The sequence below is a fragment of the Pseudomonas sp. LBUM1640 genome (genome assembly GCF_059716225.1).
The window spans coordinates 547,227-570,735 of record NZ_CP166816.1 but is presented as its reverse complement, the minus strand read 5'-3'; the positions used below and the strand labels follow the sequence as shown (position 1 = coordinate 570,735).

Annotated in this window: 18 protein-coding genes and 1 pseudogene; 3 read left to right on the top strand and 16 right to left on the bottom strand. The window is 60.4% G+C overall.

Annotated features, from left to right (window positions below):
- Window positions 1–168 precede the first annotated feature (168 nt).
- On the bottom strand, window positions 169–1,974 hold the full coding sequence (gene msbA / locus ACA065_RS02450) for a lipid A export permease/ATP-binding protein MsbA (RefSeq protein WP_497693165.1): 1,806 nt from the start codon (window positions 1,972–1,974) through the stop codon (window positions 169–171).
- 158 nt (window positions 1,975–2,132) lie between these two features.
- Between msbA and ACA065_RS02445 the strand changes: the two genes are divergently transcribed.
- Window positions 2,133–3,992, top strand: coding sequence for an O-antigen ligase family protein (locus ACA065_RS02445; RefSeq protein WP_497693164.1), 1,860 nt, complete (start codon window positions 2,133–2,135; stop codon window positions 3,990–3,992).
- Window positions 3,993–4,035: 43 nt separating this feature from the next.
- Here the strand turns inward: ACA065_RS02445 and ACA065_RS02440 are convergent, their stop codons facing one another.
- From ACA065_RS02440 to ACA065_RS02405, 8 genes are all read right to left on the bottom strand, one after another.
- Window positions 4,036–4,920, bottom strand: a complete 885-nt coding sequence (locus ACA065_RS02440; protein WP_497693163.1) for a glycosyltransferase — start codon at window positions 4,918–4,920, stop codon at window positions 4,036–4,038.
- The gene (locus ACA065_RS02435; protein WP_497693162.1) at window positions 4,917–6,071 is read right to left on the bottom strand and encodes a glycosyltransferase family 4 protein; all 1,155 of its coding nucleotides are present in this window, start codon (window positions 6,069–6,071) and stop codon (window positions 4,917–4,919) included. The genes ACA065_RS02440 and ACA065_RS02435 overlap by 4 nt, the downstream gene beginning before the upstream one ends.
- The gene (locus ACA065_RS02430; RefSeq protein ID WP_497693161.1) at window positions 6,068–6,952 is read right to left on the bottom strand and encodes a DUF6625 family protein; all 885 of its coding nucleotides are present in this window, start codon (window positions 6,950–6,952) and stop codon (window positions 6,068–6,070) included. The genes ACA065_RS02435 and ACA065_RS02430 overlap by 4 nt, the downstream gene beginning before the upstream one ends.
- Before the next feature lie 57 nt (window positions 6,953–7,009).
- The gene (locus ACA065_RS02425; protein WP_497693160.1) at window positions 7,010–8,425 is read right to left on the bottom strand and encodes a PIG-L family deacetylase; all 1,416 of its coding nucleotides are present in this window, start codon (window positions 8,423–8,425) and stop codon (window positions 7,010–7,012) included.
- Complete coding sequence (locus tag ACA065_RS02420; RefSeq protein WP_497693159.1) at window positions 8,422–9,318, bottom strand: antimicrobial resistance protein Mig-14; 897 nt, start codon at window positions 9,316–9,318, stop codon at window positions 8,422–8,424. The genes ACA065_RS02425 and ACA065_RS02420 overlap by 4 nt, the downstream gene beginning before the upstream one ends.
- Window positions 9,318–10,448, bottom strand: a complete 1,131-nt coding sequence (locus tag ACA065_RS02415; protein WP_497693158.1) for a glycosyltransferase — start codon at window positions 10,446–10,448, stop codon at window positions 9,318–9,320. Before ACA065_RS02415 ends, ACA065_RS02420 begins: the two co-directional genes overlap by 1 nt.
- A complete protein-coding gene (locus tag ACA065_RS02410) occupies window positions 10,432–12,189 on the bottom strand; it encodes a carbamoyltransferase family protein (RefSeq protein WP_119737974.1) in 1,758 nt (585 codons plus the stop codon). Before ACA065_RS02410 ends, ACA065_RS02415 begins: the two co-directional genes overlap by 17 nt.
- Window positions 12,190–12,354: 165 nt before the next feature.
- Window positions 12,355–12,690, bottom strand: a complete 336-nt coding sequence (locus ACA065_RS02405) for a YceK/YidQ family lipoprotein (RefSeq protein WP_497693157.1) — start codon at window positions 12,688–12,690, stop codon at window positions 12,355–12,357.
- 195 nt (window positions 12,691–12,885) lie between these two features.
- Between ACA065_RS02405 and ACA065_RS02400 the strand changes: the two genes are divergently transcribed.
- Together ACA065_RS02400 and ACA065_RS02395 are read left to right on the top strand one after the other, a co-directional pair.
- Window positions 12,886–14,970, top strand: a complete 2,085-nt coding sequence (locus ACA065_RS02400) for a TonB-dependent receptor family protein (RefSeq protein WP_497693156.1) — start codon at window positions 12,886–12,888, stop codon at window positions 14,968–14,970.
- A 78-nt stretch (window positions 14,971–15,048) separates the two neighbouring features.
- Entirely contained in the window at window positions 15,049–16,434 is a 1,386-nt protein-coding gene (locus ACA065_RS02395; protein WP_497693155.1) for a surface-adhesin E family protein, read from the top strand.
- Between the two features lie 899 nt (window positions 16,435–17,333).
- On the opposite strand, the pseudogene ACA065_RS02390 reads toward ACA065_RS02395, so the two are convergent.
- From ACA065_RS02390 to waaC, 7 genes and pseudogenes are all read right to left on the bottom strand, one after another.
- Window positions 17,334–17,482 (bottom strand): annotated as a pseudogene (locus ACA065_RS02390) (lipopolysaccharide kinase InaA family protein); the annotation flags it as partial.
- A gap of 116 nt (window positions 17,483–17,598) precedes the next feature.
- Window positions 17,599–19,038 carry a lipopolysaccharide kinase InaA family protein gene (locus tag ACA065_RS02385; RefSeq protein ID WP_497693154.1) on the bottom strand — a complete coding sequence of 480 codons (1,440 nt, stop codon included), beginning with the start codon at window positions 19,036–19,038 and terminating at the stop codon, window positions 17,599–17,601.
- Window positions 19,038–19,790 carry a lipopolysaccharide kinase InaA family protein gene (locus ACA065_RS02380; protein WP_497693153.1) on the bottom strand — a complete coding sequence of 251 codons (753 nt, stop codon included), beginning with the start codon at window positions 19,788–19,790 and terminating at the stop codon, window positions 19,038–19,040. The genes ACA065_RS02385 and ACA065_RS02380 overlap by 1 nt, the downstream gene beginning before the upstream one ends.
- The gene (locus ACA065_RS02375; RefSeq protein WP_497693152.1) at window positions 19,787–20,521 is read right to left on the bottom strand and encodes a lipopolysaccharide kinase InaA family protein; all 735 of its coding nucleotides are present in this window, start codon (window positions 20,519–20,521) and stop codon (window positions 19,787–19,789) included. The genes ACA065_RS02380 and ACA065_RS02375 overlap by 4 nt, the downstream gene beginning before the upstream one ends.
- Window positions 20,521–21,327, bottom strand: a complete 807-nt coding sequence (rfaP, locus tag ACA065_RS02370; RefSeq protein WP_497693151.1) for a lipopolysaccharide core heptose(I) kinase RfaP — start codon at window positions 21,325–21,327, stop codon at window positions 20,521–20,523. The genes ACA065_RS02375 and rfaP overlap by 1 nt, the downstream gene beginning before the upstream one ends.
- Window positions 21,324–22,448: a glycosyltransferase family 4 protein gene (locus tag ACA065_RS02365; RefSeq protein WP_497693150.1), complete on the bottom strand. Its 1,125-nt coding sequence runs from the start codon at window positions 22,446–22,448 to the stop codon at window positions 21,324–21,326. The genes rfaP and ACA065_RS02365 overlap by 4 nt, the downstream gene beginning before the upstream one ends.
- Window positions 22,448–23,509, bottom strand: coding sequence for a lipopolysaccharide heptosyltransferase I (waaC, locus tag ACA065_RS02360; protein ID WP_497693149.1), 1,062 nt, complete (start codon window positions 23,507–23,509; stop codon window positions 22,448–22,450). Before waaC ends, ACA065_RS02365 begins: the two co-directional genes overlap by 1 nt.

The following is a 23,509-nucleotide window of genomic DNA, read 5'->3' as shown; positions in this document are numbered from 1 at the left end:
GAGCCGACGCAGCGCCTTTACTGGCGAGGGAGCTTGCTCCCGTTGGAGTGCGAAGCACGCCTGAAGGCAGCACCGCGTTTTAACTGACTAACGCGATGTTGTTATGGGGCGGCTGCGCCGCCCAGCGGGAGCAAGCTCCCTCGCCACAGCCTGCTCTCGCAGGGGTGTTCAGGTGATGTCGGCCGCTACCGGGGCATCCAGGCCCATGGCATGCAGGCGGGCGTAATAGCCGTTCTGCGCCAACAGCTCGCCGTGGGTGCCACGCTCCACAATCCGACCGTCGTCCATCACCAGGATCAGGTCGGCCTTTTCGATGGTGGACAAGCGGTGCGCGATCACCAGGGTCGTGCGCCCCTGCATGACTTTGTCCAGGGCCGCCTGAATGTGCCGCTCGGATTCGGTGTCGAGGGCCGAGGTGGCCTCGTCGAGAATCAGCAGCGGCGCGTTCTTCAGCAGGGCCCGGGCGATTGCCAGGCGCTGGCGTTGACCACCGGACAACAGCACGCCGTTTTCACCGACCTGGGTGTCGAAGCCTTTGGGCAACTGGTCGATGAAGTCTTTGGCGTAGGCATCCGCCGCTGCCGCTTCAACGTCCGCCCGTGGCGCGCCGGCCAGGTCGCCGTAGGCGATGTTGTTGGTCACGGTGTCGCTGAACAAGGTCACGTGCTGCGTTACTTGGGCAATGTGCTTGCGCAGGTTGAGCAGCTTGTAGTCTTCGATCTCTACGCCGTCGAGCAGGATCTCTCCGCTTTCATGGTGGTAGAAACGCGGAATCAAACTGGCCAGCGTGGATTTGCCGCTGCCCGAGCGGCCCACCAAAGCGATCATCTGCCCAGGCTCGGCGGTAAAGCTGATGTCCTTGAGCACGTGGCGTTCGGTGCCTGGGTAGGTGAAGTTGAGGTTGCGCACTTCCAAGCGACCGCTGACTTTGTCACGCTCAATGGTGCCGCCGTCGACTTCCTGCTCTTCGTCCAGCTGTTCGAAAATGCTTTCGGCGCCGGCCACACCTTTCTGGATGGTCGAGCTGACTTCCGACAGTTGGCGGATCGGCTTGGGCAGCAAGCCCGCCAAGGTGATGTAAGCCACCATGTCACCGGCCGATGCGTCACCACGAAGGTAGAGCACCAGGAACATCAACACCGCCATGGCGGTGTAGATCACCAGTTGCAACAACGGGGTGTAGATCGCCCCGGTGCGGGTCATACGCAGTTGCTTGTCGGTGTTGCCCTGGCTGGCTTTGAGGAAGCGTTTCTCCTCGTAGACTTCACCGCCGAAGCTGCGCACCACACGATAGCCCTGGATGGTTTCCGAGGCGACGTGGGTCACATCACCCATGGCCACTTGGATCTTCTTGCTCTGCTTGCGGAATTTTTTGCTGGCCGTGCTGACCATCACGGCAATCAACGGCAGGATGGCGATCATCACCAGCGTCAGGCGCCAGTTCATGAACAGCAGCGAGGCAAACAGGAAGATCACCGTCATGCCTTCGCGAATCACCACCTTGATGGCATCGGTCGCCGCCCCCGTGACCATGGTCACGTTGAAGGTGATGCGCGAAATCAGGTGCCCGGAGTTGTGGTTGTCGAAGTAGCGGTTGGGCAGCGTCAGCAGGTTGTTGAACAACTGCACCCGCAGGTCGTGGACCAGGCCCAAAGAGACCTTGGCCAGCAAGTAGTTGCCCAGGAACGAGCCCAGGCCCTGCCAGGCTGCGATCAGAATGATCAACAACGGCACGGCTTGCAGCAATTGCAGGTCACGCAGGAACGGTACGCTGGGGAACAGCACCGCTTCAGGGTTGGACAGGCCGTCGACGAAGTACTTGAGGATGTACCCCAGCATGGGCTGGGTCGACGCGAAAATCAGAAATCCGACGATACTCAACGCGAACAAGCCGGCGTAGGGCTTAACGTACATGAGCAGGCGGAAGTATATTTTCAAGCTCGAAGGGCTTGCGCTCGGACTGGAGTCGGTCATATCACGCGGCGTTTTGAAAAAGGAGGCTGACTTTAGCACAGCTTCTCTGTTGTACTTGCACCCGGCATGACCTGCAACCCGGTTGGATCCAGCCGGCGACATTATATAGCCACTACCTTAAGATGGTCGGCTTTCTCTTTCTGGAATGGCTTTTTCGTATGCACTCCAAGCGCCTTACCTATGGCTCAAATCGCGTTTTCGACTTCCTGGTCCTCTGGATTTTGCCCATTGGCTTGTTGTTGCTGCTGAGTTCACTCTTCTACGTCACCAATCGCAATGTCATGCACCGGTTCTACTCCGGCTTTTTCAGCGTGCCGACCTTGCTGTTGCTGTGTTTGCGCCCGCGAGAACTCAAGGAGCTGCTGCGTGAGCCCCTGGTGATTGCCTTCGTGGCATTTTGCGCCTGGGCGATGACCAGCGTGTTGTGGAGCCCGGAACCTACCGGCGACTCCAACCTGTTCAAGGTGCCGCTGCAAACATTCATGCTCTTTGCCGGCTGCGGGCTGCTGCTGCATTACCGCAACGAACTGTTCAAGCCGATCTTTTTCAGTGCTGCCCTGATTGCGCTGGTGGTGTGCCTGGGCAACCTGGTGGCGTTCGTCAAAGGCTTCGAGCCGGGCATGCGCATGATCGGCGGCCTGGGCGCCCTGGATAACCCGCTGCTCAGTTCCCACATGTTTGGCTTTTTCTGCGTGTACTGGCTGTATGTCTGCGTCACCACCAAACGGTTGAGCGTGCTGTGGTTCAGTGTCCCTGCTCTTGCGGTGATGACCCTGGCAGTTCTGGCCACAGGCTCCAGGACGCCCCTGGTTGCACTGGTTCTGGCGGTGTTGTGGATGGGCCTGCTCAGCCGCAATCGTCGCTCAGCGTTGATGGTTGCCGGGCTGGTGGTGGCGGCTGCCGGGCTATTGCTGTTTTATCCGCAATTAATCACCGAGCGCGGGAGCTCATTCCGCTTCGAGATATGGCGCATTATCCTGGGCCGTGTCGCTGATCATCCATGGATCGGCCACAGTTACGACTCCGAACTCTACGTGCAGCCTGCAAATTATGACGGAGCACTGCGCGAACCCCACAGCTTTGCCCTCGGCGTGTTGTATTACGTCGGCATCATCGGCTTTATTCCGTGGATCAGCATGCTCGGCTGGGGCCTGTACAAAGGTCTCAAGGAGCGGGCGCAGCCGTTGTTTATCCTGGCATCATCGTTGCTGGCCTACGGCATCGGCGCAGGCCTGACCGAAGGCGGTGGCATTCTGTCGCGGCCCAAGGAGCACTGGTTCCTGCTGTGGATTCCGCTGGCGCTGATCGCCGGCCTGAGCATTGCCCAACGCCGCAACAGCTTGCTGCGCATGCCAGTGGCAACCCCCAAGCCACAGGCCTTCGAAGCCCTGCGCAACGGCGCCCACGTCATCGAGGAAGATGGCCTGGGCCCGAAGGTGCTGCGCCTGGAGGATGGCAGCTTCCTCAAACTGTTCAGGGCCCGCCGCTGGTACACCTCCGGCCGGTTTAACCCTTATTCGGAGCGCTTCGCCAGCAACAGTGAACAGCTGCAGCAATTGGGTATTGCTTCACCGCCTATCCTCGACCTGTACAGCTTGCAGGATGGCAGCAGTGCCGTGCGTTATCGGCCGCTACCGGGCCTGACCCTGCGCCAGGCCTTGCAAAGCCTGGACAGCAGCCTGCGCGAATCGCTGATCGAACGTTTTGGCCGGTTCATGGCGCAGCTGCACGAACACGGCGTTTACTTCCGCTCGCTGCACCTGGGCAATGTCCTGCTGCTGGAAGACGGTGAGTTCGGGCTGATCGACGTGGCCGACATGCGCATTTATCCGTCGGCACTGCGCAACACGCTGCGCCAGCGCAACCTCAAGCACATGCAGCGTTACCCGCAGGATCGCAGTTGGTTGTTCGAAACCCATTTTGAACAGTTGGCCAAGGGCTATGCGTCAGTAGCGTCGCCGCAAGCCACGGTAAAGATCCGTGAGCAAGTGCTGACACTCGCGCGGCCCGCCGCCTAGCAGCAAGCCTGTGCGCCCCGGGGCTGGGGCGCACAACGCGATTTCAGTCTTTTTCCAGCGGGGAAAAATACAACCGGCTCAAGCCGCGCCAGGTTTTCTTGTTCCAGGCCCGGAACGGGATCTGTGCCAGCAGCTCGCGCGCCAACTTACGATCACGGTTGGCGGTCTTGAGGAACATGGAGCTGAGGAACTTGTAACGCACCTCGTCATAGAGCGGATGGTCGCTGAACAACGCGTAGGAACGCAGGATGTTATCGATCATGAATCGATGATTCTTGTACGAGTTGGTGGCGTGCTTGCGATAGCGGGCCATGACCACATTCAAGCCATCGATGAAGTACCCGGCATGGGTAATCTTCAACTCGATCAACAAGTCTTCCAGACGAATCTCAGGATCAAACCCACCGACCTTTTCCAACGCCTCGCGCCGGATCATCAGCGTCGGTGCGGGCGGGTAAGGTTTGCGCTCCAGGAACATGTCGTCGAAATCCAGGCGACGAAACGGCACGTCGCGACGCTGGCGCTTCTCCGCAAACAGCTCGCCCTGAGAGTCGATCAGCTCGATGTTACCCGCGCAGATACCCACTTCAGGCTTGCCATCCATGTAGGCCACCTGGGTCGCAATCCGCTCAGGCAACATGATGTCATCGGAACCGAACGGTGCGATCAGCGGGCCTTGAGAGCGTGCAATCGCGCCATTGAGCGTGTTGGTCAGCCCCTGGTTCTGCTGGACGCGAAAGTCGAAGGTGTGGTGTTCCTGCAAGCGACGAATACGCTCGACGCTGTCGTCTGTCGACCCGTCGTCAATCACCAGCAGTTCGATGTTGGGGTACGTCTGGTTCAAGACGCTGAGAATACTTTGCTCGATGTAGGGAGCATGGTTGTACGACGCAATGATCACCGTGACCAAGGGTTGACTCTGGTTCATACATTGTTCCCGCGCGCTTGAGCTAATCCCGAATCAATCAATTCCAGGTATTCCTGGCGGAACACCTCAATGTCGTGTTGCGCCTGCAAGTACTGGTAGGCCTGCTCCCCTTTCTGCGCAAGCGCTTCATCGGACAATGCCAGGTAGGTGTCCAGCGCCTGGGTCAGCTCGGGCACATTGGCCGGCGTTACCGCCAGGCCGCCTGCGCCTTCAATCAGTGGCAGCATGGCCGGTACGCTGGAGGCGATCACCGGCAAGCGACCACTCATGCCTTCCAACAGCGCCAGGCCAAGGCCCTCTGCCAGCGAAGGCATCGCCCAGATGTCGAAGGCACGCACGTACTGCAGCGCATTTTCCTTGAAACCCAACAAATGCACGCGCCCATCCAGGCCCAGGCTCTGGATTTGAGCGGCCAGGTTGGACGCCTCGCGGCCCGCGCCAATGATGGCGAGCTGCGCCGTGGGGTATTTGTCTTTAAGCGCCGCGAACGCCTGCAGCAAATACGTGTGGCCTTTGACGGGCACCAGGCGCCCCAGGGCGCCGATCAACCGCACCGAAGGGTCGATGCCCAGCAACTCACGCGCGCGGTCACGCGAATGCTGCAAGGCTTCGGCCTGCTCGATGTCGATGGCATTGGTGATGGCAAAGGTGTTGCTGTCGGTAAACCCGCAGTCGCAGTCCAGCAGGTACTGCTTGACCGCCGGCGACACACCGACAAAACGCCAGTGCTCGTCGATCCAACGCTGGGCCTGCTTGCGGCGGTAAAGACGGTCATATTCACCGAAACCGTGGGAGATACCTATACACAGCGGAATCTTCAGCCAACGGTTCAGTTGCAACATCATGTTGACCGGCTTGAAACGGTTGCACACCACAACGTCAAACTTTTCCCTGCGGCAGAACTTATACAGCTGCCACATGGCACGCAGCCTCAAGCCCTTGAGCGACTTGTCAGAGAATTCGAAGTAGACCGAGGTGGCTGCGCGACTGACCGGCCCTCCAGGCGCAGGCCGACCCCGCAGGAACGCGGCGGTGACCTCATAGCGGTCCGCGGGCAATGCCTTGACGATCTGTTCGGCCAGGTCGGCAAAATCATGGGATTTAACATTGTAGTCAGGCTGCAATTGCAGAACCTTGAAACGCCGACTCATAACTCTCCTCGATGGAAACCTGTGGCATCAACGACCCAGGATGACTCAGCGGCCAGCGCCTCGACGTACTCGGCGCTTGGCGGCGGCACCAACGGCCACTGATTACGCTTCCAGCAGACAAAATGGAAATACGGAAATTCCCGTTCGCCATCCCTGTCATTGGTCAAGCGACCGTTGTTCCAGAACCATTGGTGCGGAAAGCGATCAGTGCCGTCGTGCCATTTGATCACGCCACCCGGCGTACTGAACGCCTCGGTGAACTGACTGCGACGGCGCCATGGGTTGAGTTTGCCGACCAACTCGAACAACGGCTTCGGAAAATTCTTGCGCCACAGGAAAATCCTGCTGAACGCGCCTTCATCCAACGCATGATGCTCCTGATCGGTAAAGCGCGCTTCCCAATCCTTGATCTGCATGAACACTTGGCGCTTTCTGGCGGTGTTACGCATCAGGCACAAATGGCCGGCGACCCGCCGCTCATGGGTCGAGAACAAGTCATAGCCCGCCAAGCGGTCAGCCGTGAAATACCGGCGCAGGTTGCCATAGATCAGGTCCAGGTCACCAAACGCCCAAAAATCGTAGCCTTCCAGGCGATCAACATGGATATGCCCCAGCGCGGGCTTGATGTCACACAGCTTATACGCCGCCTGAGGCGCAAAATTGATCTTCAACCGCTGTGAGACCAAGGCGCAGTAATCGGCAAAGGTGATGCTTTCAATCCTGACATTGTCCGGCACGTTGTCCGGTATTGGGCAGTCGCTGAACAACAGCCAGTCAATATCCGCATTGTGCCGGCAGCTTTCGAGAAAAAATGGCATCCAGAAAGGCCATTGGCCAAAGTAAGGAATGATGAAAAGAATGCGGGGGCACGGATTGATCACTGGGGACTCACTGTCATTTCTACGGGGGCGCTCAGCGCTCCACCACGATGTTTAACGTTACTTGTGCTTGATGAACCAAAAAAGTTCATGCCGCCGAATGGCCTTGCGGAAGAACTCATTCTCACCCCAGGGCGAGACGGCCCTTGCAGCCAGCAAGCGCTGTATGGCCCGCCGCACGCGCCGCTTGAACGGCATCCGGGGTTGCAAGTCATGCATCATGCCAAGCGACATAGCCTTGTCACACTGCCGGTCTTCGGACAACGGCAAGCAATAAGGCTGCAAAGTGTACGTCGAATCAAAGCATGGTGGCAAAGCGATACCATTGCCTGAATCGCCCATCGGCCAGCGGTCATTGTCATGCAGGTGATTGGCGTAACCGAGCAACGTAGTCGGCTGCCATTCCAGCCCCTGCAAGGCTTCCAATACGGCTTGCTGCGCGCAGATATGGTCAGGGTGCGGGTCGAGCACCGGATGCGGCAGCACAATGACCTCGGGGCGGGCCATGAGCAGCACCGCGCGCAGGTCGGCCAGCAGGTTGTTCCAGGTTGGCTGGCCATCGGCATCCGCCGGCAACGGGAACGGGTTGAATTGGCGGAATACGCGGATGTCGCTCAACTCGGCCTCGCGGGAAGCCACGGCACGCGCAGGCTCGGCCTTCATCGCCGCCAATTGCAGGCAGAAATACCCCAGCTGTACGCAATGCTCCTGCGCCACTCCAGCCCAACGCGGCACGGCGATGCTGTCCCAGGCGCGCAAACGGCCCTTGAGGCGCGCAGCCTCAGGCTTGCCCAGGCCCATGTGCTGGTAGTGCTCGGCTTCGATTTCGCCGGCCGTCAACGTCACGATCCAGGGCTGCGCCGCCTGGCTGTACAAGCCAAAAGCGGCCAACTCGGCATCATCGGCATGCGGCGCAATCACCATCACCCGTTGCTCGCGCACATCGGGCTGACGAAATACCGACAACACCGGCGCGCCCTGCACTCGGCAGAAGCGAGCCTGGAGCCGCAGTTGCCCATCGAGCAACGCTTGCGTCTGGCCGGTGAGGTTCAGATAGCGCAGGCCATCAACGCCACGCTCGAACACTTGGCGATCAGCCCCCGGCAATGCAATAAACGGGTCGATAAAGCGGCCCAACACATTGCTCTTGAGGCGCAGCGCGAGGATCAGAGTCTCATTGCCAGCCAATTCCAGCGCCTCGTCCACTACCAACCGGCCGTTGACCAGCGTGACCTTGGGCTGCTCGGTATCCGCTGCGAATTGATACTGGTAGTCGTCCTTGGGCGAGTAAAACAGGTGGTCGGCAAACCAGGCTTCATGGGCCACCCAGGCCAGCACTGCCAACACCAGCGGCAGCCACCAGGCCACCAGCACACCCACGCCAATCAACAGAAGCAGACCGATCAGCAGGCTGATGCGCTTAGTGCGGCGGTGGCGCTTGAGCAGCGCCTGTTTACGGCTCGTCGACTCAGTCATACGTTGAATACCGGTACAGGGTTGCACCAACGGTCCTTGTATTCGCGGTCTGCCCGGCCAAACGAGAACCGCAGTGGCTTGCCGGCTTCACGCGCCTGCTCCCAGGCACTTTGCGTATTGAGAAAACTGAGCACACTGCCCGGGCTGAACGCGCGGGTTTGAGGGTCAACGCCGCCGTTGATGTACTCGACGCTGATCCACTCCGGGGCTTCAACGCGGTAAACCAACTGAATGGCAATCGGCGCATCGTTGAGGAAAATCACCGAGCCGATCAACCACTCCCGCAGCAAGTCGATGACCTGCGCCATGCGCTCGGCGCCAGTGGCGGGGAAGCCCCAGCGGCGCTGGAACAAATCGCAGTAAATCGCCGCCAGCTCGGCACTGGAGAAATCCTGCACCGGCCGTACCACACCGCCCGCCTCTTCCAGCAGGCGCAGCTCGCGGCGCTGGTTATAGCGAAACTTCTTCGACAATTCTTCCGGGGTACGCGCCATGGCCAATTGCTCGCCCTGGAGCTTCAGGCCGGCAAACCGGCCTTCATTCAGGGCAGACACGTAACGCGCGCGATGACGCAAAGGGGCCTGGGCGTCCGCGGCGGCCGGCAGGATCAACTCGGCATTGCCCAAGTCGAACAAGCCCTTCTTGCCATGCCGTTTAAGTACGTCCTTGGACAACGCCAAGTCCCGTCCCCAGGTCGCAATACAGGCTTTGAGTTCGCCGCCCTGTTCCCACGCCAAGTAGCGCACAGGGATTTCAGCCAGCCCGGCCAGCCGTTCAACCACCTGCGGATGGGTGGCAACACTGCCACCGTAACGCTGCCAGGCATCGCTGTAGGTGGACGCATCAACGACGGACCAGCCACGCTCGCGCCAGCCTTGGAATCGATTGAGCATCAAGCCCTCGCGGTCAGTTCAGTAACGTGCGGCAGTGCCCAGAAGGCAGCGCGAACCGCCTGATCCGAGAACCGCTCATGCAAGCGCTCCAGCATCATCTCGGCGCACTGTTGGTGCTGTTGACGATCCATCGCCGCCAAGTGCCGAAGCCCTTGGCCCAGGTGTTCGGCATCACCGAAGGGAAACAGAATCCCCACGCCTTCGACCACTTCCCGGGCGCCACCGCAGGACGTTGCCAGCAACGGCACACCGGCGGCCATCGCCTCCAGCAGCACCATGCCGAACGGCTCGTGGTCGGAGCTCAGGGCAAAGGCGTCGAACGCGCGAAAATACCGGCGCGCATCCGGCACCTGGCCGAGGAACAGCACCTGCTCGGTAATGTCCAGTTCGCGGGCCAAGGCCTTGAGGTCTTTCTCCAGTCGCCCGGTGCCGAGGATCGCCAGGCGACTCTGCGCCGGCAAATGCGGCAATGCCAAGGCAAAGCCTTTGAGCAACGTGGCCTGGTCCTTGTCCGGGTGCAGACGGCCGACGTTACCGACCACCCACTCGTCCGGCGACAGCCCCAAGGCATCCCGCGCCTCATCGGCCGAGACCTGCAGGGCCTGCATGGCCTCGACATCGATGCGGTTATACAAGGTCTGGATGCGCGCCGCAGGCCAAGCCGGCAAGCAGCGGCGCATGTCATCACGCACCGCGTCGGACACACCGAGCAGGCTCAGGCGCTTGCGGAAAATCGACGCAAACAGCTTGCGGCTGCGGCGCTGATAATCACCAAAGGCATGGTGCACACCGATCACGGGCAGGCGCGTGCCGAGCAAGGCGATATAGATCGGCTTGAACCGGTGAGCGATGCAGAAACTGAAGTTGCGCGACGCAGCGATCTTGCGCAGCTCACCAATGGCGCCCAGCTTCAGGCCACGAATGGCCTTGGAGCTGAATTCCATGAACAACACGTCGTCCGAGGCACAACCGGCGGCAACTTCCGGGTCAGCGACCCCGGTGAGAAACACGGTGGTCACTTTGTAGCCGGAGCCTGCGAACAGGCTCGCGTACTGCCGCGCGCAATCCAGAAACGGCCCGTCATAGCCGTGGCAGAACTGCAGGACGTGGCGCTCAGCCGACCGAGTCATAAGGGTCCACGCCGTCTTTGACGACCAGGATGTCTTCCATGATCAGGTACTGCAGGTCGGAGCCGAAGAACATGTTCAGCGCGTCGGTCGGCGAGCAAATCATCGCTTCGCCACGACGGTTGAGCGAGGTGTTCAGCGACACGCCGTTGCCGGTCAGTACTTCCAGCTCTTTCATCATGTCGTAGTAGCGCGGGTTGTATTCGCGCTTGAGCACCTGGGCGCGTGAAGTGCCGTCTTCATGCACCACTTCCGGCACACGGGTCTTCCACTCCTCCGACACTTCAAAGGTGAAGGTCATGAACGGCGCCGGGTGATCGACCTTGATCATCTGCGGGGCCACGGTGTCGAGCATCGACGGGCAGAAAGGCCTCCAGCGCTCGCGGAACTTGATCTGGTGGTTGATACGGTCCGCCACGCCGGTAGCACTCGGGCAACCGATGATCGAACGACCGCCCAACGCACGCGGGCCAAACTCCATGCGGCCCTGGAACCAGGCCACCGGGTTACCGTCGACCATGATCTTGGCGATGCGTTTAGGCATGTTTTCGATTTTGCGCCACACCGGCTTGCTCGCGTGCTTGGCGCACGCGGCAATCACGTCTTCGTTGCTGTAGGACGGGCCGAGATAGACGTGTTCCATCTTCTCCACCGGTACACCACGGGCGTGGGACACGTAAGCGGCCGCGCCAACGGCGGTGCCGGCATCGCCGGACGCCGGCTGCACGAACAGCTCCTTGACGTCGTCACGCGCAATGATCTTCTGGTTCAGCTTGACGTTCAGCGCGCAACCACCCGCGAAGGCCAGCTTGCCGGTGTCCTTGAGGATGTCGCCCAGGTAGTGGTCGATCATCTGCAGGGCCAGCTTCTCGAACAGCGCCTGCATGCTGGCCGCGTAGTGGATGTACGGCTCGTCGGCGATGTCGCCTTCGCGCTTGGGGCCCAGCCACTCGATCAGTTTTGGCGAGAAGTAGAACCCCTTGCCCTTCTCTTTGTAGCGGCGCAGGCCGATGACGTTGGCGTAGTCGGTGTTGATCACCAGCTCGCCATTCTCAAAGGAGGCCAAACGCGAGAAATCGTACTTGCTGGCATCGCCATACGGCGCCATGCCCATGACCTTGAACTCACCGTCGAGCATCTCGAAACCGAGGAACTCGGTGATCGCGCCGTACAGGCCGCCCAGAGAGTCCGGATCGTAGAATTCCTTGATCTTGTGGATCTTGCCGTTTTCGCCGTAGCCGAAGAACGTGGTGGCGTACTCGCCCTTGCCGTCGATCCCGAGGATCGCGGTCTTCTCTTGGAAGCCCGAGCAGTGGTAGGCGCTGGAAGCGTGGGCGAGGTGGTGTTCAACCGGCTCGATCTTGATTTTCTTCGGATCGAAGCCCAGTTGCTCCAGGCACCAGACGATCTTGTTGCGATAGCGCTTGTAGCGACGGTTGCCCATCAGGATCGCGTCGAGGGCGCGGTCCGGGGCATACCAGTAACGCTTGGCGTAGTGCCAGCGCGCCTCGCCGAACAGGCTGATCGGGGCGAACGGGATCGCCACCACGTCAACGTCGGAAGGCTTGATGCCGGCTTGTTCCAGGCAGAACTTCGCCGATTCGTAGGGCATGCGGTTCTTTGCATGTTTGTCGCGTACGAAGCGCTCTTCTTCGGCGGCCGCGATCAGCTTGCCGTCGATATACAAGGCTGCGGAAGGATCATGGCTAAGGGCGCCGGACAGGCCAAGAATCGTCAATGCCACAGGGGTCTAGCCTCTTTTAGTCTGCATGCAGGCGGGTTACGCCTGAAAAAAGTGTGCCTCTCGCCTGGACGAGAAACAGCTAAAGGGCGGGATTATAGCGTAAACGTGATGGGAATATCCCTGTGGTAATTAGCCCCGTGCTGATGGCAAGCCTTGCGCGCGGCCTTAGCGAATTAGGATACTGCCGTCGGTGCTTTGCCGATAAATCGTATACGGCAGAAGGGCAGTGTCCAGAACCCCGGAAATCAGCGCGTCCACGAAGACAAACGGTACAAAGTTCACGTGGTCGCCAAACACGCCGTGAGGATTTGGGTCTCCGTTGAGCTGGCAAAAGTTGTAGACAACACCGCTGTACACACGGGGAATCGTCTGACAGTAGGTTTTCTGGCTCTTGAGTTCGCGGGCAGCCACCCCCTCTTCACGCATGACGGTATTGATCGTTCCACAACCGGCCAGCGCCAGGCACACAGCCACCCACATGATCTTCGACACACTCCTCATGACCCCCCCTATTGGCCCATTGACCATTGTTGTTAGCAGAATCTGCCACGGTAACATCGTAGAAATTGACTGCCTCGTAAGGTTGCAGCCAATACAGCGTAGGAAAATTCTCAAATGATTAATATCGCCTGAACCACTAAACTCGCGCCCTTTTGCGCGTTTAGCTCCTACGCGCCCCGTATTTCGGCTGCCCCCATGAAAATTCTCACCCGCTTCACCCTGTTGCTGCCCGGCCTGCTCACCCTGTGCGACACCGCCCAGGCGGACGACGCGCCACTGACCCTCGACCCCAGCGTGGTCACCGGCTCACGCAGCGCCAGCCCGACCTTCGACCTGCCGTATTCGGTGGACAGCATCAGCCACGCGCAGATCAGCGACGGTCAACTCGGCATCAATGCCTCCGAAGCCCTGTCCCGCGTGCCCGGCCTGGTGGTGCAGAACCGCCAGAACTACGCGCAGGACCTGCAGATTTCCTCGCGCGGCTTCGGCGCCCGCTCGGCGTTTGGTGTGCGCGGCATCAAGCTGATTGCCGACGGCATCCCCGCCAGCACCCCGGATGGCCAGGGCCAGGCCGCCACCTTCAACCTCGACACCGCAGAACGCATCGAAGTCCTGCGTGGCCCGGCGGCCACCTTATATGGCAGCAATGCCGGCGGCGTGATCCAGATGTTTTCCCGCGACGGCGAAGGCCCGCCGCGCATCGGCGCTGAAACCCTGGTGGGCAGCGACGGCCTGAGCAAGCACCACCTGAGTGCCGAAGGCGCCGCCAACGGTGCCGGCTTCGTGCTCGACGCCTCGCGCATGGACACCGACGGCTACCGCGACCACAGCAGCGCCCGTCGCGACCAGACCTTTGCCAAGCTGAACGTCGAGCCGGATGACGACAGCAAGCTCGCGCTGATCTACAGCAGCCTGGAGCAGAACGGCACGCAGGACCCGTTGGGGCAGACTTGGGCGGCATACAAGGCGGACCCGCGCTCGGTGGCGCCGCAAGCGCTGCAGTACAACACGCGCAAAAGTATCGATCATCAGCAATTGGGCCTGAATTACGAGCGATACATCGGCGATGCGACGTTGCAGGTGACTGCGTATACGGGGCGGCGGAGTGTGATTCAGTATTTGTCGATTCCCGGCGGCACTCCTGCAGACAAGCGCGGCGGCGTGGTGGACTTCGACCGCACATTCTACGGCGGCTCCGTCCACTGGCTGCAACCCATCACCAGCGCCCCCGGCGACCTGACCCTGATCACCGGCCTCGACTACGACCGCAGCCAGGATGATCGCCAAGGCTATTCCAACACCCTCAACGGCGTGCACGGCGTCAAAGGCGCCCTGGGCCGCGACGAAATCGACACCGCCACCAGCCTCGACCCGTTCGTGCAAGCCAACTGGCTGCTGGGCGACTGGACCCTGCAAGCCGGCCTGCGCCACAGCACCATGAAGATGGACGTGGGCGACCACTTCCTCAGCGACGGCAACGACAGCGGCAACAAGACCTACCAGAAGAACACGCCCTCGGTCAGCGTCATGTACGCCTTCACGCCGGACCTGCATGGTTATGTGAGCGCGGGTAAAGGCTTCGAAACGCCGACCCAGGCCGAATCGGCGTATTCCAGCAGCTCAAACGGCTTCAACTTTGCGCTCAAGCCGTCGGTCAGCAAGCAGTATGAAGTGGGTGTGAAGGCACGGCTTGGCCAAGACACGCGCCTCAACGCCGCCCTTTTCCAGATCACCACTGAAGATGAACTGGTCGTGCAGCAATCCAGCGGCGGCCGCACCACCTACCAGAACGCCGGTCGTACTTTGCGCCGTGGCTTCGAGTTGGGCTTGGAAAGCCAACTGAGCGAACAGTGGAGCACCAACATCGCCTACACCCGCCTGCAAGCCACTTATGACAGCGACTTCATCAGCGGCGGCAACACCACCGTCGACAAAGGCAACTACCTCCCCGGCGTGCCCCAAACCACCCTCTTCGCCGAGCTGAACTGGAAGCCCCACGACTGGGTCAGCACCGCCATCGAGGGCATGTACCGCAGCAAGGTCTATGTCGAAGACACCAACCAGCAACGCGCCGCGCCGGGCTACAGCGTGTTCAACTGGCGTGCGCGCTTCGAGCAGAAGGTCGAGCACTGGACCTTCCACCAGACCCTGCGCCTGGACAACCTGCTGGATCGCCAATACGTGGGCTCAGTGATCGTCGGCGACAGCAATAGCCGCTATTACGAAGCCGCGCCGGGCCGGTCGTGGTATGCGGGGGCTGGTGCCGAGTATCAGTTCTGATTGGCACCGCTCAAGAAGCGTGTGGGGCGGCCGAAAGCGTTTGATCATCACGACTCCCTTTATCAGCAAGGCACGCCCATGAAACGCATCGCGGTTGTTGTCGCCCTCAGCTTGCTCAGTGGCTGCAGCCTTCAGAGCATGAACAGCCGCGCCAAAGCCGAGCCGGTGTTTGGCGAAGTGCTCAAACGGCCGCCACTGGCCGATTCGATACTGCGTGACGGTGACAACCTCAGCTATCAGGTTCAGCTCACACCGGGCAAAGGCGCCACAGTGGCGGATATCGCCCAGGTGCAGGCGTCCTGCACCACTCCAAGCGCGAGCCTGATGTACCTGGAGTCTCCCGGCACGTTGGCGGCCAACGGTCAGCCCACGCGGTTTACCGTGATGCGCGAACTGACGGCGGCCGTGGTCGGCAACCTGCAACATAATGCCGGCTTCATCGATGCTTGCGCGCGCACGCCGCGCCCGGACTGGCGCATCGTCAGCGGTGCCGCAACTCAACGCCAGTTGCTGATTGACCGTGCCAGCCTGAAGGCCGTCGGCGAGAGCGTGCAGGTCTGGGGCGCCTACGACGAGCCGCTCATTCTGACCCACAAGTTCAAAAAGATGCCCTACACCCAAACGCGCATGCATTGGCAGCTCAGTTGCAGTCGCCAGACCTACCGCACGCTGGCAATCTTTGGCCTGAACCAGAACAACGTGGTGACCTTCGGCAAGACCGAAACCGCTCCCCAGGATGCGCCTTTCAGCGCGGCCGAAGCCGATACCCAGGCCTTGCTCAAGGCCGCCTGCGCGCCAATGCTCGAACAGTTGCCGGTGGCGACTGCGCGCACCAAGATCCAGGAAACATTGACGCCACCGCCGCTCTCGGCAAATGTGGTGGGTGCAATCAACGCGCTGGATATGCCAAAGGCCACCAAGCCACTGCGCCATCTGGTGGAAAAGCAGGACAGTTCCACCCGCATACTCAACGACCTGTATATCGAGCCGGGCGCTGAAATCGGGCAACTGCGCATTCGCAACGTGTCGAAATACACAACCTCAAACACCACGTCCTTTCGAGGACTGATCAGCCTGACCTTCCAGAGCCAATACGAATGGGAGGGGCTGAATATTTCCAATGCCGCCCATGTTCAACAGTTGAGCTTCACCGGTGACTGGAAGCAGATGCCAGTGGGTACGACGCTGGGTTTAAGCTCCAAAGACCTTAACCGCAGCACCCGCGAAGAAGATCACGTGCTGTCGCGCGACTACTACTGCGTTGTAGCGCGCGAACTCCCGGCGAGCAAAATCAACTCGGCCCTGAGCGGCAGCGCCAAGGAGCTGACATGCACCATTACGGGCGAAAAGTACAACGCCACCAGCACCGAGGTGTACCTGCAGGACTACGGGTACTTTTTCACCAGCCTTAGCGTGGTCAACGGTACTTATAAAACCCGTACGACCTTGGTCAAGGCTGAGTAACGCGTCAGGCAACTGTTGTCGGCAGGCTAATGATCGTTCCCACGCTCTGCGTGACAATGCCGCCCCGGACGCTCAGCATCCCACCTTGTGCAAGGTGACGCAGAGCGTCACTGGATGCATTCCTACGCGGAGCGTGGGAACGATCATCATATAAACTTAAAAACAAAACGGCGCCGACTTGCACAACAAAGCCGGCGCCCCTTTTTTATGCAACCAAGTTCAGGCGCCCCTGCCAACATATTACAACTGACGTTGTAATATGTTGCTACAGCAGAAGCACCTTCAACCCATCGCTCAAAACTTTACTTGGCCAGGCTGCCGAGGGAGTTCAACGTTGATACCTGAGTAACTCGCCTCTGCTTTATTGCCAGGCTTACTTTGAACTGTCGAATTACTATCATCCTCCGGGCGCTTGAAACCACCGCCCATACCGCAATTAGTCCAACCACCCTGCAGGGCGTCACGAACACTCATAGACATAGTAGTACCTCATAAGATTAATATTTTCGAAGGCCCGTTAAAATTCAGCGACCCACACAAAAACTACAACACAAGCCCAACACACTCAATACAACTCAACAGCCAAAACAATACAAAACCATACACGAAAAAAAACACACACATTTGACTGAACACTGCCCAACCCACTCACACCCACATACACTTATCGCCTTTTCTTTTTATTCAACTTTCCATAGCCCAGATACTTAACCGACATCAATTTAATGCCACACAAAACCCAAACATCATTATCCACCTCCAATAGGCTGCACACTTCAAGAAACACTAGTGCACAACAACGCCAGAGCAATTCAGCACTGCTCGTAGCGGGAGGGACTTGAAGGAACTCCTACTCTAAGCCCCCTGCCAGCATCGTGGATGCAGGTACAACGCGCTGGCTACGCCCTGGGCAACCGCTGATCAATCAGCGGGTACAGCGCACGCCCCTCAGGCCAGTTACGCATAAACCGCGCACGGCCTTGGCAAACACCGGCGCGAAGCTGGCGACTGAGCCGTGCTGACACATGGCGTCCAGGTCACTTAATGATCGTTCCCACGCTCTGCGTGGGAACGCCGCCCCGGACGCTCTGCGTCCCGCCTTGTGCAAGGTGACGCAAAGCGTCACTGGATGCATGCCTACGCGGAGCGTGGGAACGATCATCATCACACTTCTTTGGGCAACCGCTGATCGATCAGCTGGTACAGCGCACTCCCCTCAGGCCAGTTACGCATAAACCGTGCGCGGTCCTTGGCAAACGCTGGCGCGAAGCTGGCGACTGAGCCGTGCTGACACATGGCGTCCAGGTCGATCAAGGCCCAGCGGTCTTCGTGCCAGAACAGGTTGTGGCCTTTGAAATCGCCATGGCTGATGCGCTCGCCAATCAGCTCGGCAAACAGGTGGTCCAGCGCCAGCAGTTCGTTTTCGGGTGCATCACCGTTTTCAACATACGGGGCGAAACGCTCGATGATGTCTGGCCCCGGCAAGAATTCAGTCACCAGATATGCCCGGCTACGCAGCCAGAAAAACCGCGTTTCCAGCACCGCCAGCGGCTTCGGCGTAGCGATACCAAGGAACGCCAGGCGATTACCTTCGCACCACGAATGCCAGGCACGGCTCGGGCGCCAGAAGCGCTTGAGCCAATGGGCAAAACCCTTGATGTTGTAGCGCTTGATTACCAGCGGCCGACCGGCCACCTCGACCTTGCCCACACTGGCCGCACCACCGGTCTTGTACAGGTGGCCTTGATCGAGCAACGCATCAGCCTGCTCCAACACCGGCAGCATTGCGGCCTCTTCCTCACGACGAATCGCACGCAAGGCAAAAGCACCACGCACCACACTGAACAGCGTGCATTCACGGCCGACTTTGTTCAAAAAGTCCTTCAAGCGCCAGGCGCTGACTTTGCGCACGTGCTTTTCCAGGGCTTCCAGCGGCAAGGCGTGCTCGCCGTTGCTCAGCAGGTAATACACCAGCAACTCTTCGGTGAACGGCGCGAGGTTTTTTGGCAACTGCGCGAAGAATACGCCGAGGTTTTCCAGCACCCGGTTGCGCGACAGCGGTTTGCCCGCCTCTTCCACGCGAATCCCGGCGCCGTCAATCAGGTACAGCTTGCCGCCTTGGCGCAACAGGTTGTCCAGGTGCAGGTCTTCTTGCCACAAGCCTTTGGTGTGCATCTGCGCAATCGCCGCCAGCGCTTCAGCGAGCACGGCGGCTTGTTCGTCGGCCAGCGGCGGCAAACCTTCGACTGCCTGCCAGGCCTCGGCAAGGCTTTGGGCGCCTTCAATAAATTCGAACAGCAGCCAGCCGCCCTCGCCTTCCTGCAAGCCATCGGCGAGCAACAGCGGCGTGGTCAGGCCTTGCTCGGCGAGCAATCGCACACCGCTGAGCTCACGCTGAAAGTGGCGTGCCGCTTTGCTGCCTACCAGTAACTTGGCCAGCACCGTACGCCCGCGCCAGACGCCGGCGCCCACATAGCGCTCGCCCGGCATCACGCGCAGCAGGCTGAGCAATTGCAACTGCCCGGCGCCTGCCGCGTCCGCCAGTTCGATGGTCAGCGGCAGGCTGGGCGTGCGGCCGGCTTTTTTCAGCTCGGACAAACGCATCAGCGCTTCTCCTTGTGGCTGCGACGCGCTGTCAGGCGCTCAAACCAGGCGGTGACCAGCGAGCTGTCTTCAGGCTGCGCCAAGTAGGCTGCCAGCAGTTGCCGCACCTGGGCGTCTGACCACTGCGGCGCGCGCCGCAACAGCGGCTCCAGGTCCTTGACTCGATCACGCCGGCCGAACAGCAGCGGGCGGGTTTTCTCCAGGTCGATCAACTGCGCGGCATAACCGTCACCGGCCGCCTGCAGGAAAATATGCTTGGGGTAAAAGCAGCCATGCACCTGCCCGACGCTGTGCAAGTGCCGCGCTAATTGACCGCAGGCCAGCAGGATCGCGCGGTGCTGGGCGTCGCTCAGTTGCGACCACTGCTCCAGCAACGAATCCAAGTCATTCCAGCCGTCGAGGGCGCGGGTCAGCAGCATCGCACGGCGCTCGCCGCTGACCTTGCGCTCACCAAAAAACGCCGCCTGCAACGCCGGGATACCGAGCTGCTGATAACGGCTGATATTGCGAAATTCACGTGCGAAGGTCGGCTCGCCAAACGGCGAATGCAGCGTGCGCGTCAAGTAGTTGCTCTGGCGCTTGAGGTAGTACCCCTGGCCTTCGAGCTCGAGGCGAAACACGCTGCTCCAGCCGCCTTCGCTGGTATTGGGTTCGTCCACTGCGTCCAGCTGCCTGGCCCACAGGGCGTCGAAGGTTGCGAGGCCGTGGCGCTCCAATAGAGCGCGGTCTTCGGCCGCCAGGAAATCACTCATTCGCGTCCCTCGAAAAACTTCACCACATGGCGAATTCGCTGTTTGTCTGACGCCGTCAGGTGCGTGCGTTGGCGGTATTGCATGTAAAAACGCAGGCGCTGAGTGGCCGACAAGTGATACTTGGCGACCTTGTCCAGGCAGGCCAGGTCCTTGGTAATGCGGTACTTGAGCCAGAAGCCGCGCCAGAAATCGCCGTTGGGGCAGTCGATCAAGTACAGGGTTTGCTGGTCGTCGACCAACAGGTTGCGCCACTTCAAATCGTTATGCGTGAAGCGGTGCTCGTGCATGGTGCGGGTATATTCGGCGAGCTGGCGGCTGACTGAATTGACCCACTTGGGGTCTTTCAAACAGGCATCGTTACGGTCGGCCAGCGCTGACAGGTCTTCGGTTTTCGGCAGCTCCCGGGTGATCATCGCGCCACGGTCATAGGCCAGGCCCTTGCGCTCCAGGCCCCAAGCCACCACGTCGGCAGTAGGAATGCCCCACTTGGCGAAACGCTTGAGGTTCTGCCACTCGGACTTCACCCGCGGCTTGCCCAGGTAGCGGCGCAGGCCTTTGCCGGCGCCGACGTAGCGCTTGACGTAGTAATTGACCCCGCCACGCTCCACCCGAATCACTTCCGACAACGGGTCGCGGGTCAGGCGCTCGCCTTGCAGGGCAAACACCGCCTCAAGGCTGCCAAAATCATCCGCCAGGGCGGCGTAAGCAGGTTCCAGGTTCCAACCCGCCATCAGAGCGCATCCCCGTAGCGTTGTTTGCGTGCATAAAGCTTGTCGGCCTTGGTTTGCAGCCACAGCAGCAGGGCATTTTCTTCGGCCAGGATCTGGCGCAGCGGCTGCTGGAAGTAACCCTTGAGGAAGCGCAACTTGTCGCGACGCGTAAGGCCGATGTCCAGCGCCGAAAAGTACAACGCGGCCAAGTCTTTGTCGCGCCAGCGATGGCTGATGCGGTCGCGGGTCTGGGCGCGGTGCAGGTCGATCACCGACAGCTTGAAGTTATCAAACGTCACCGGCTTATCGGTGTGCAGCAGGAAATGGCAAATGTAGCAGTCGCGATGGTTGACCCCGCCGCGATGCATCATGCCGGTCATGCGCGCCACTTCAGCGATCAGCGCGCGCTTAAGGCGCGGCTCGGGCGGCTGCTTGAGCCAGTCAATGCTGAAATCTTCCAGGCTGACTGTCGGCGCCAATTCTTCAGTAATGATGAACGAATGCTGGTCGGCCGGGTTGCTGCCGCGCTCGCCGTAGGCCACGGCGGTCATGGTCGGCACGCCGATTTCCTGCAGGCGTTGGATGGCCTGCCACTCCTGGCCTGCGCCGAGCACCGGCAGCTTGGCGGTGACCAGGTTCTTGACGATCTCGCCCCAGCCGATGCCGCGGTGGATCTTCACGAAATAGCCACGGCCATCCACTTCGGTGCGCAAGGTGCGACGCGCTTCGAGTTCACGGTACACCTCGCCTTCCAGCCGCTCGACTTCGGCGAAGGCATCACGCCCAGCCCAGAGGGTCTTGAACGGTTCGGCAAGCATCAACTTCATCGTTTTGGCTCCGCCAGAATCACATCCGCCGCGTGCTGCGGCATGCTGTAGAGGTCGGCCGTCTCGGCGAAGGCCAACCCGTTGCGGCTCCAGGCCGCGCGCTGTGCAGTGTCAGTGAGCATGTTCGTCAGGTACGCGTTGAGCTGCGCTTGTTCGAACGGCTCATCCAGCACCAGGCCGCTATCGGCCTCGCTGATGTAATGCGCATAACCACACACGGCCGAGACCAGCACCGGCAAGCCGGCGACCAAAGCCTCAAGCAACACGGTGCCGGTATTTTCGTTGTACGCCGGGTGAATCAACAGATCGGCGCCCAGCAGAAAACGCGGGATATCGCTGCGCCCCTTGAGGAACTGCACGTTATCGCCCAGCCCCAACGTGGCGCTCTGCAATTGGAATACTTTGGGGTCGTCCTGGCCAATTACAAACAGCCGCGTGCGTTTTTTCAGTTCCGACGGCAACGCGGCCACAGCCTTCAGGCTGCGGTCGACGCCCTTGGTCTTGAAGCCCGAACCGATTTGCACCAGCAGCAAGTCGTCGTCAGCCAGGTTGAATTCCTTGCGGAAACCCTCGCGAATCTCGGCGGCATTCGGCGGCGCGCGGCGGTCCTGGGCGATACCCGGAGGCAACAGGTGGAAGCGCTCCAGCGGCGTGCCGTAGTGCTTGATAAACAGCGGCTGCTGCACTTCGGAAATCATCAAGACTTCAGTCTTGGCGTCCTTGGCAAATACCGCACGCTCGTACTCGGCAAAGTGTTTGTAACGGCCAAAGCTTTTGTACAGCGAGTGGCGCAAGTTTTGCGCCTTGTCTTCAAAGCAGCCGTCGGCGGCGTAGTACACGTCCAGGCCGGGCATTTTGTTGAAGCCGATCAGGCGGTCGACCGGGCGCTTGGCCAAGTCAGCCTCCATCCACGCGCTGAGCTTTTCATTGCGCCGGTGATTGAAGAACGCCTTGACCGGCGCCACCAGCACTTCGAAGCCGGGCGGAATGTCGCCTTCCCAGATCAGCGTGTAGACACGAATCTGATGGCCGCGCTGCTGGCACTCCAGGGCGATGCGCATGAAGTCGCGCTGCAGGCCACCGAAGGGGAAATATTTGTACAGAACAAAAGCCAGTTGCATCAGTGCAGCTCCTCAGCCAGTAACAACGTGCTCAGTCGGCTTGCCACACGCTCAGGGTTCAAACGCGTGAAGCACAGGGGCGACTCGCGCTTGATGTCGAACCGACGCAGGTCGTCGGCCGTTGGTTGATAGGTACAGTGTTTTTGCAGGCACGGCGCGCACGGGAAGTCGCTGGCCAAGTGAATCTGGCCCTTGCCGTAGGCGCCGGTCAGGCCGGGGTTGGTGGGGCCGAACAGGGAGATGGTCGGCACGTCCAACGCGGCGGCCAAATGGCCGAGGCCGGTGTCCACCGCCACACAGGCGCGGGCACCAGCCAGCACACGGGCCACGCCGGCCAGGTTCAGCTTGGGCAGCACTTCGGTATTTGGCAGCCCTTGCGCCAGGCGTTCGGCGCGGGCTTTTTCGGTGGCATTGCCCCACGGCAACTTCACGTCGACACCCAGGCGGCCCATGCGCTCAGCCAGCTCGCGCCAATAGGCTTCGGGCCAGTGCTTGGTGTCCCACGTGGTGCCGTGCAGCAGCAATACGAAGGGTTTTTTCGGCGGCAGGCCGAGCAGTTTTTCAGTGCTCAGGCCGTAATCGCCCAACCCTTTGGGCAAGTCATAGCCCAGCGCCACAGCGAACAGCTGGCGCAAGCGCTCCACCGCATGCTGCCCACGGGCCACGGCCAGGCGGCGCGAGTAGAAACGCGCAGCGATGGGTTCGCGTGCAGAGTTTTTGTCGAAACCGGCCACCGGGGCACGCACGTAGCGCGTCAACCAGGCGCTTTTCAGCAAGCCTTGAGCGTCGATCACCAAGTCGTATTTGGTCGACTGCACGGCCTGCTTGAAGCGCCGCCACTCGCCACTCTTGATGGTTTGCCAGATGTTTTTGCGCCAGCGGCGAATCGCCACCGGGATGACCTTGTCCACCGCAGGGTGCCAGGTGGGGATTTCGGCGAAGCCTTCTTCCACCACCCAGTCAAAGCGAATGCCAGGGATCGCGCGCGCCGCGTCGGTCAGTGCCGGCAAGGCGTGGATCACATCGCCCAGGGATGAGGTCTTGACTACCAATACTCGCAA

Coding starts and splice junctions, on each gene's coding strand:
- msbA (WP_497693165.1), bottom strand. CDS start 1,974: ATGACCGACTCCAGTCCGAGCGCAAGCCCTTCGAGCTTGAAAATATAC.
- ACA065_RS02445 (WP_497693164.1), top strand. CDS start 2,133: ATGCACTCCAAGCGCCTTACCTATGGCTCAAATCGCGTTTTCGACTTC.
- ACA065_RS02440 (WP_497693163.1), bottom strand. CDS start 4,920: ATGAACCAGAGTCAACCCTTGGTCACGGTGATCATTGCGTCGTACAAC.
- ACA065_RS02435 (WP_497693162.1), bottom strand. CDS start 6,071: ATGAGTCGGCGTTTCAAGGTTCTGCAATTGCAGCCTGACTACAATGTT.
- ACA065_RS02425 (WP_497693160.1), bottom strand. CDS start 8,425: ATGACTGAGTCGACGAGCCGTAAACAGGCGCTGCTCAAGCGCCACCGC.
- ACA065_RS02420 (WP_497693159.1), bottom strand. CDS start 9,318: ATGCTCAATCGATTCCAAGGCTGGCGCGAGCGTGGCTGGTCCGTCGTT.
- ACA065_RS02415 (WP_497693158.1), bottom strand. CDS start 10,448: ATGACTCGGTCGGCTGAGCGCCACGTCCTGCAGTTCTGCCACGGCTAT.
- ACA065_RS02405 (WP_497693157.1), bottom strand. CDS start 12,690: ATGAGGAGTGTGTCGAAGATCATGTGGGTGGCTGTGTGCCTGGCGCTG.
- ACA065_RS02400 (WP_497693156.1), top strand. CDS start 12,886: ATGAAAATTCTCACCCGCTTCACCCTGTTGCTGCCCGGCCTGCTCACC.
- ACA065_RS02395 (WP_497693155.1), top strand. CDS start 15,049: ATGAAACGCATCGCGGTTGTTGTCGCCCTCAGCTTGCTCAGTGGCTGC.
- ACA065_RS02385 (WP_497693154.1), bottom strand. CDS start 19,038: ATGCGTTTGTCCGAGCTGAAAAAAGCCGGCCGCACGCCCAGCCTGCCG.
- ACA065_RS02380 (WP_497693153.1), bottom strand. CDS start 19,790: ATGAGTGATTTCCTGGCGGCCGAAGACCGCGCTCTATTGGAGCGCCAC.
- ACA065_RS02375 (WP_497693152.1), bottom strand. CDS start 20,521: ATGGCGGGTTGGAACCTGGAACCTGCTTACGCCGCCCTGGCGGATGAT.
- rfaP (WP_497693151.1), bottom strand. CDS start 21,327: ATGAAGTTGATGCTTGCCGAACCGTTCAAGACCCTCTGGGCTGGGCGT.
- ACA065_RS02365 (WP_497693150.1), bottom strand. CDS start 22,448: ATGCAACTGGCTTTTGTTCTGTACAAATATTTCCCCTTCGGTGGCCTG.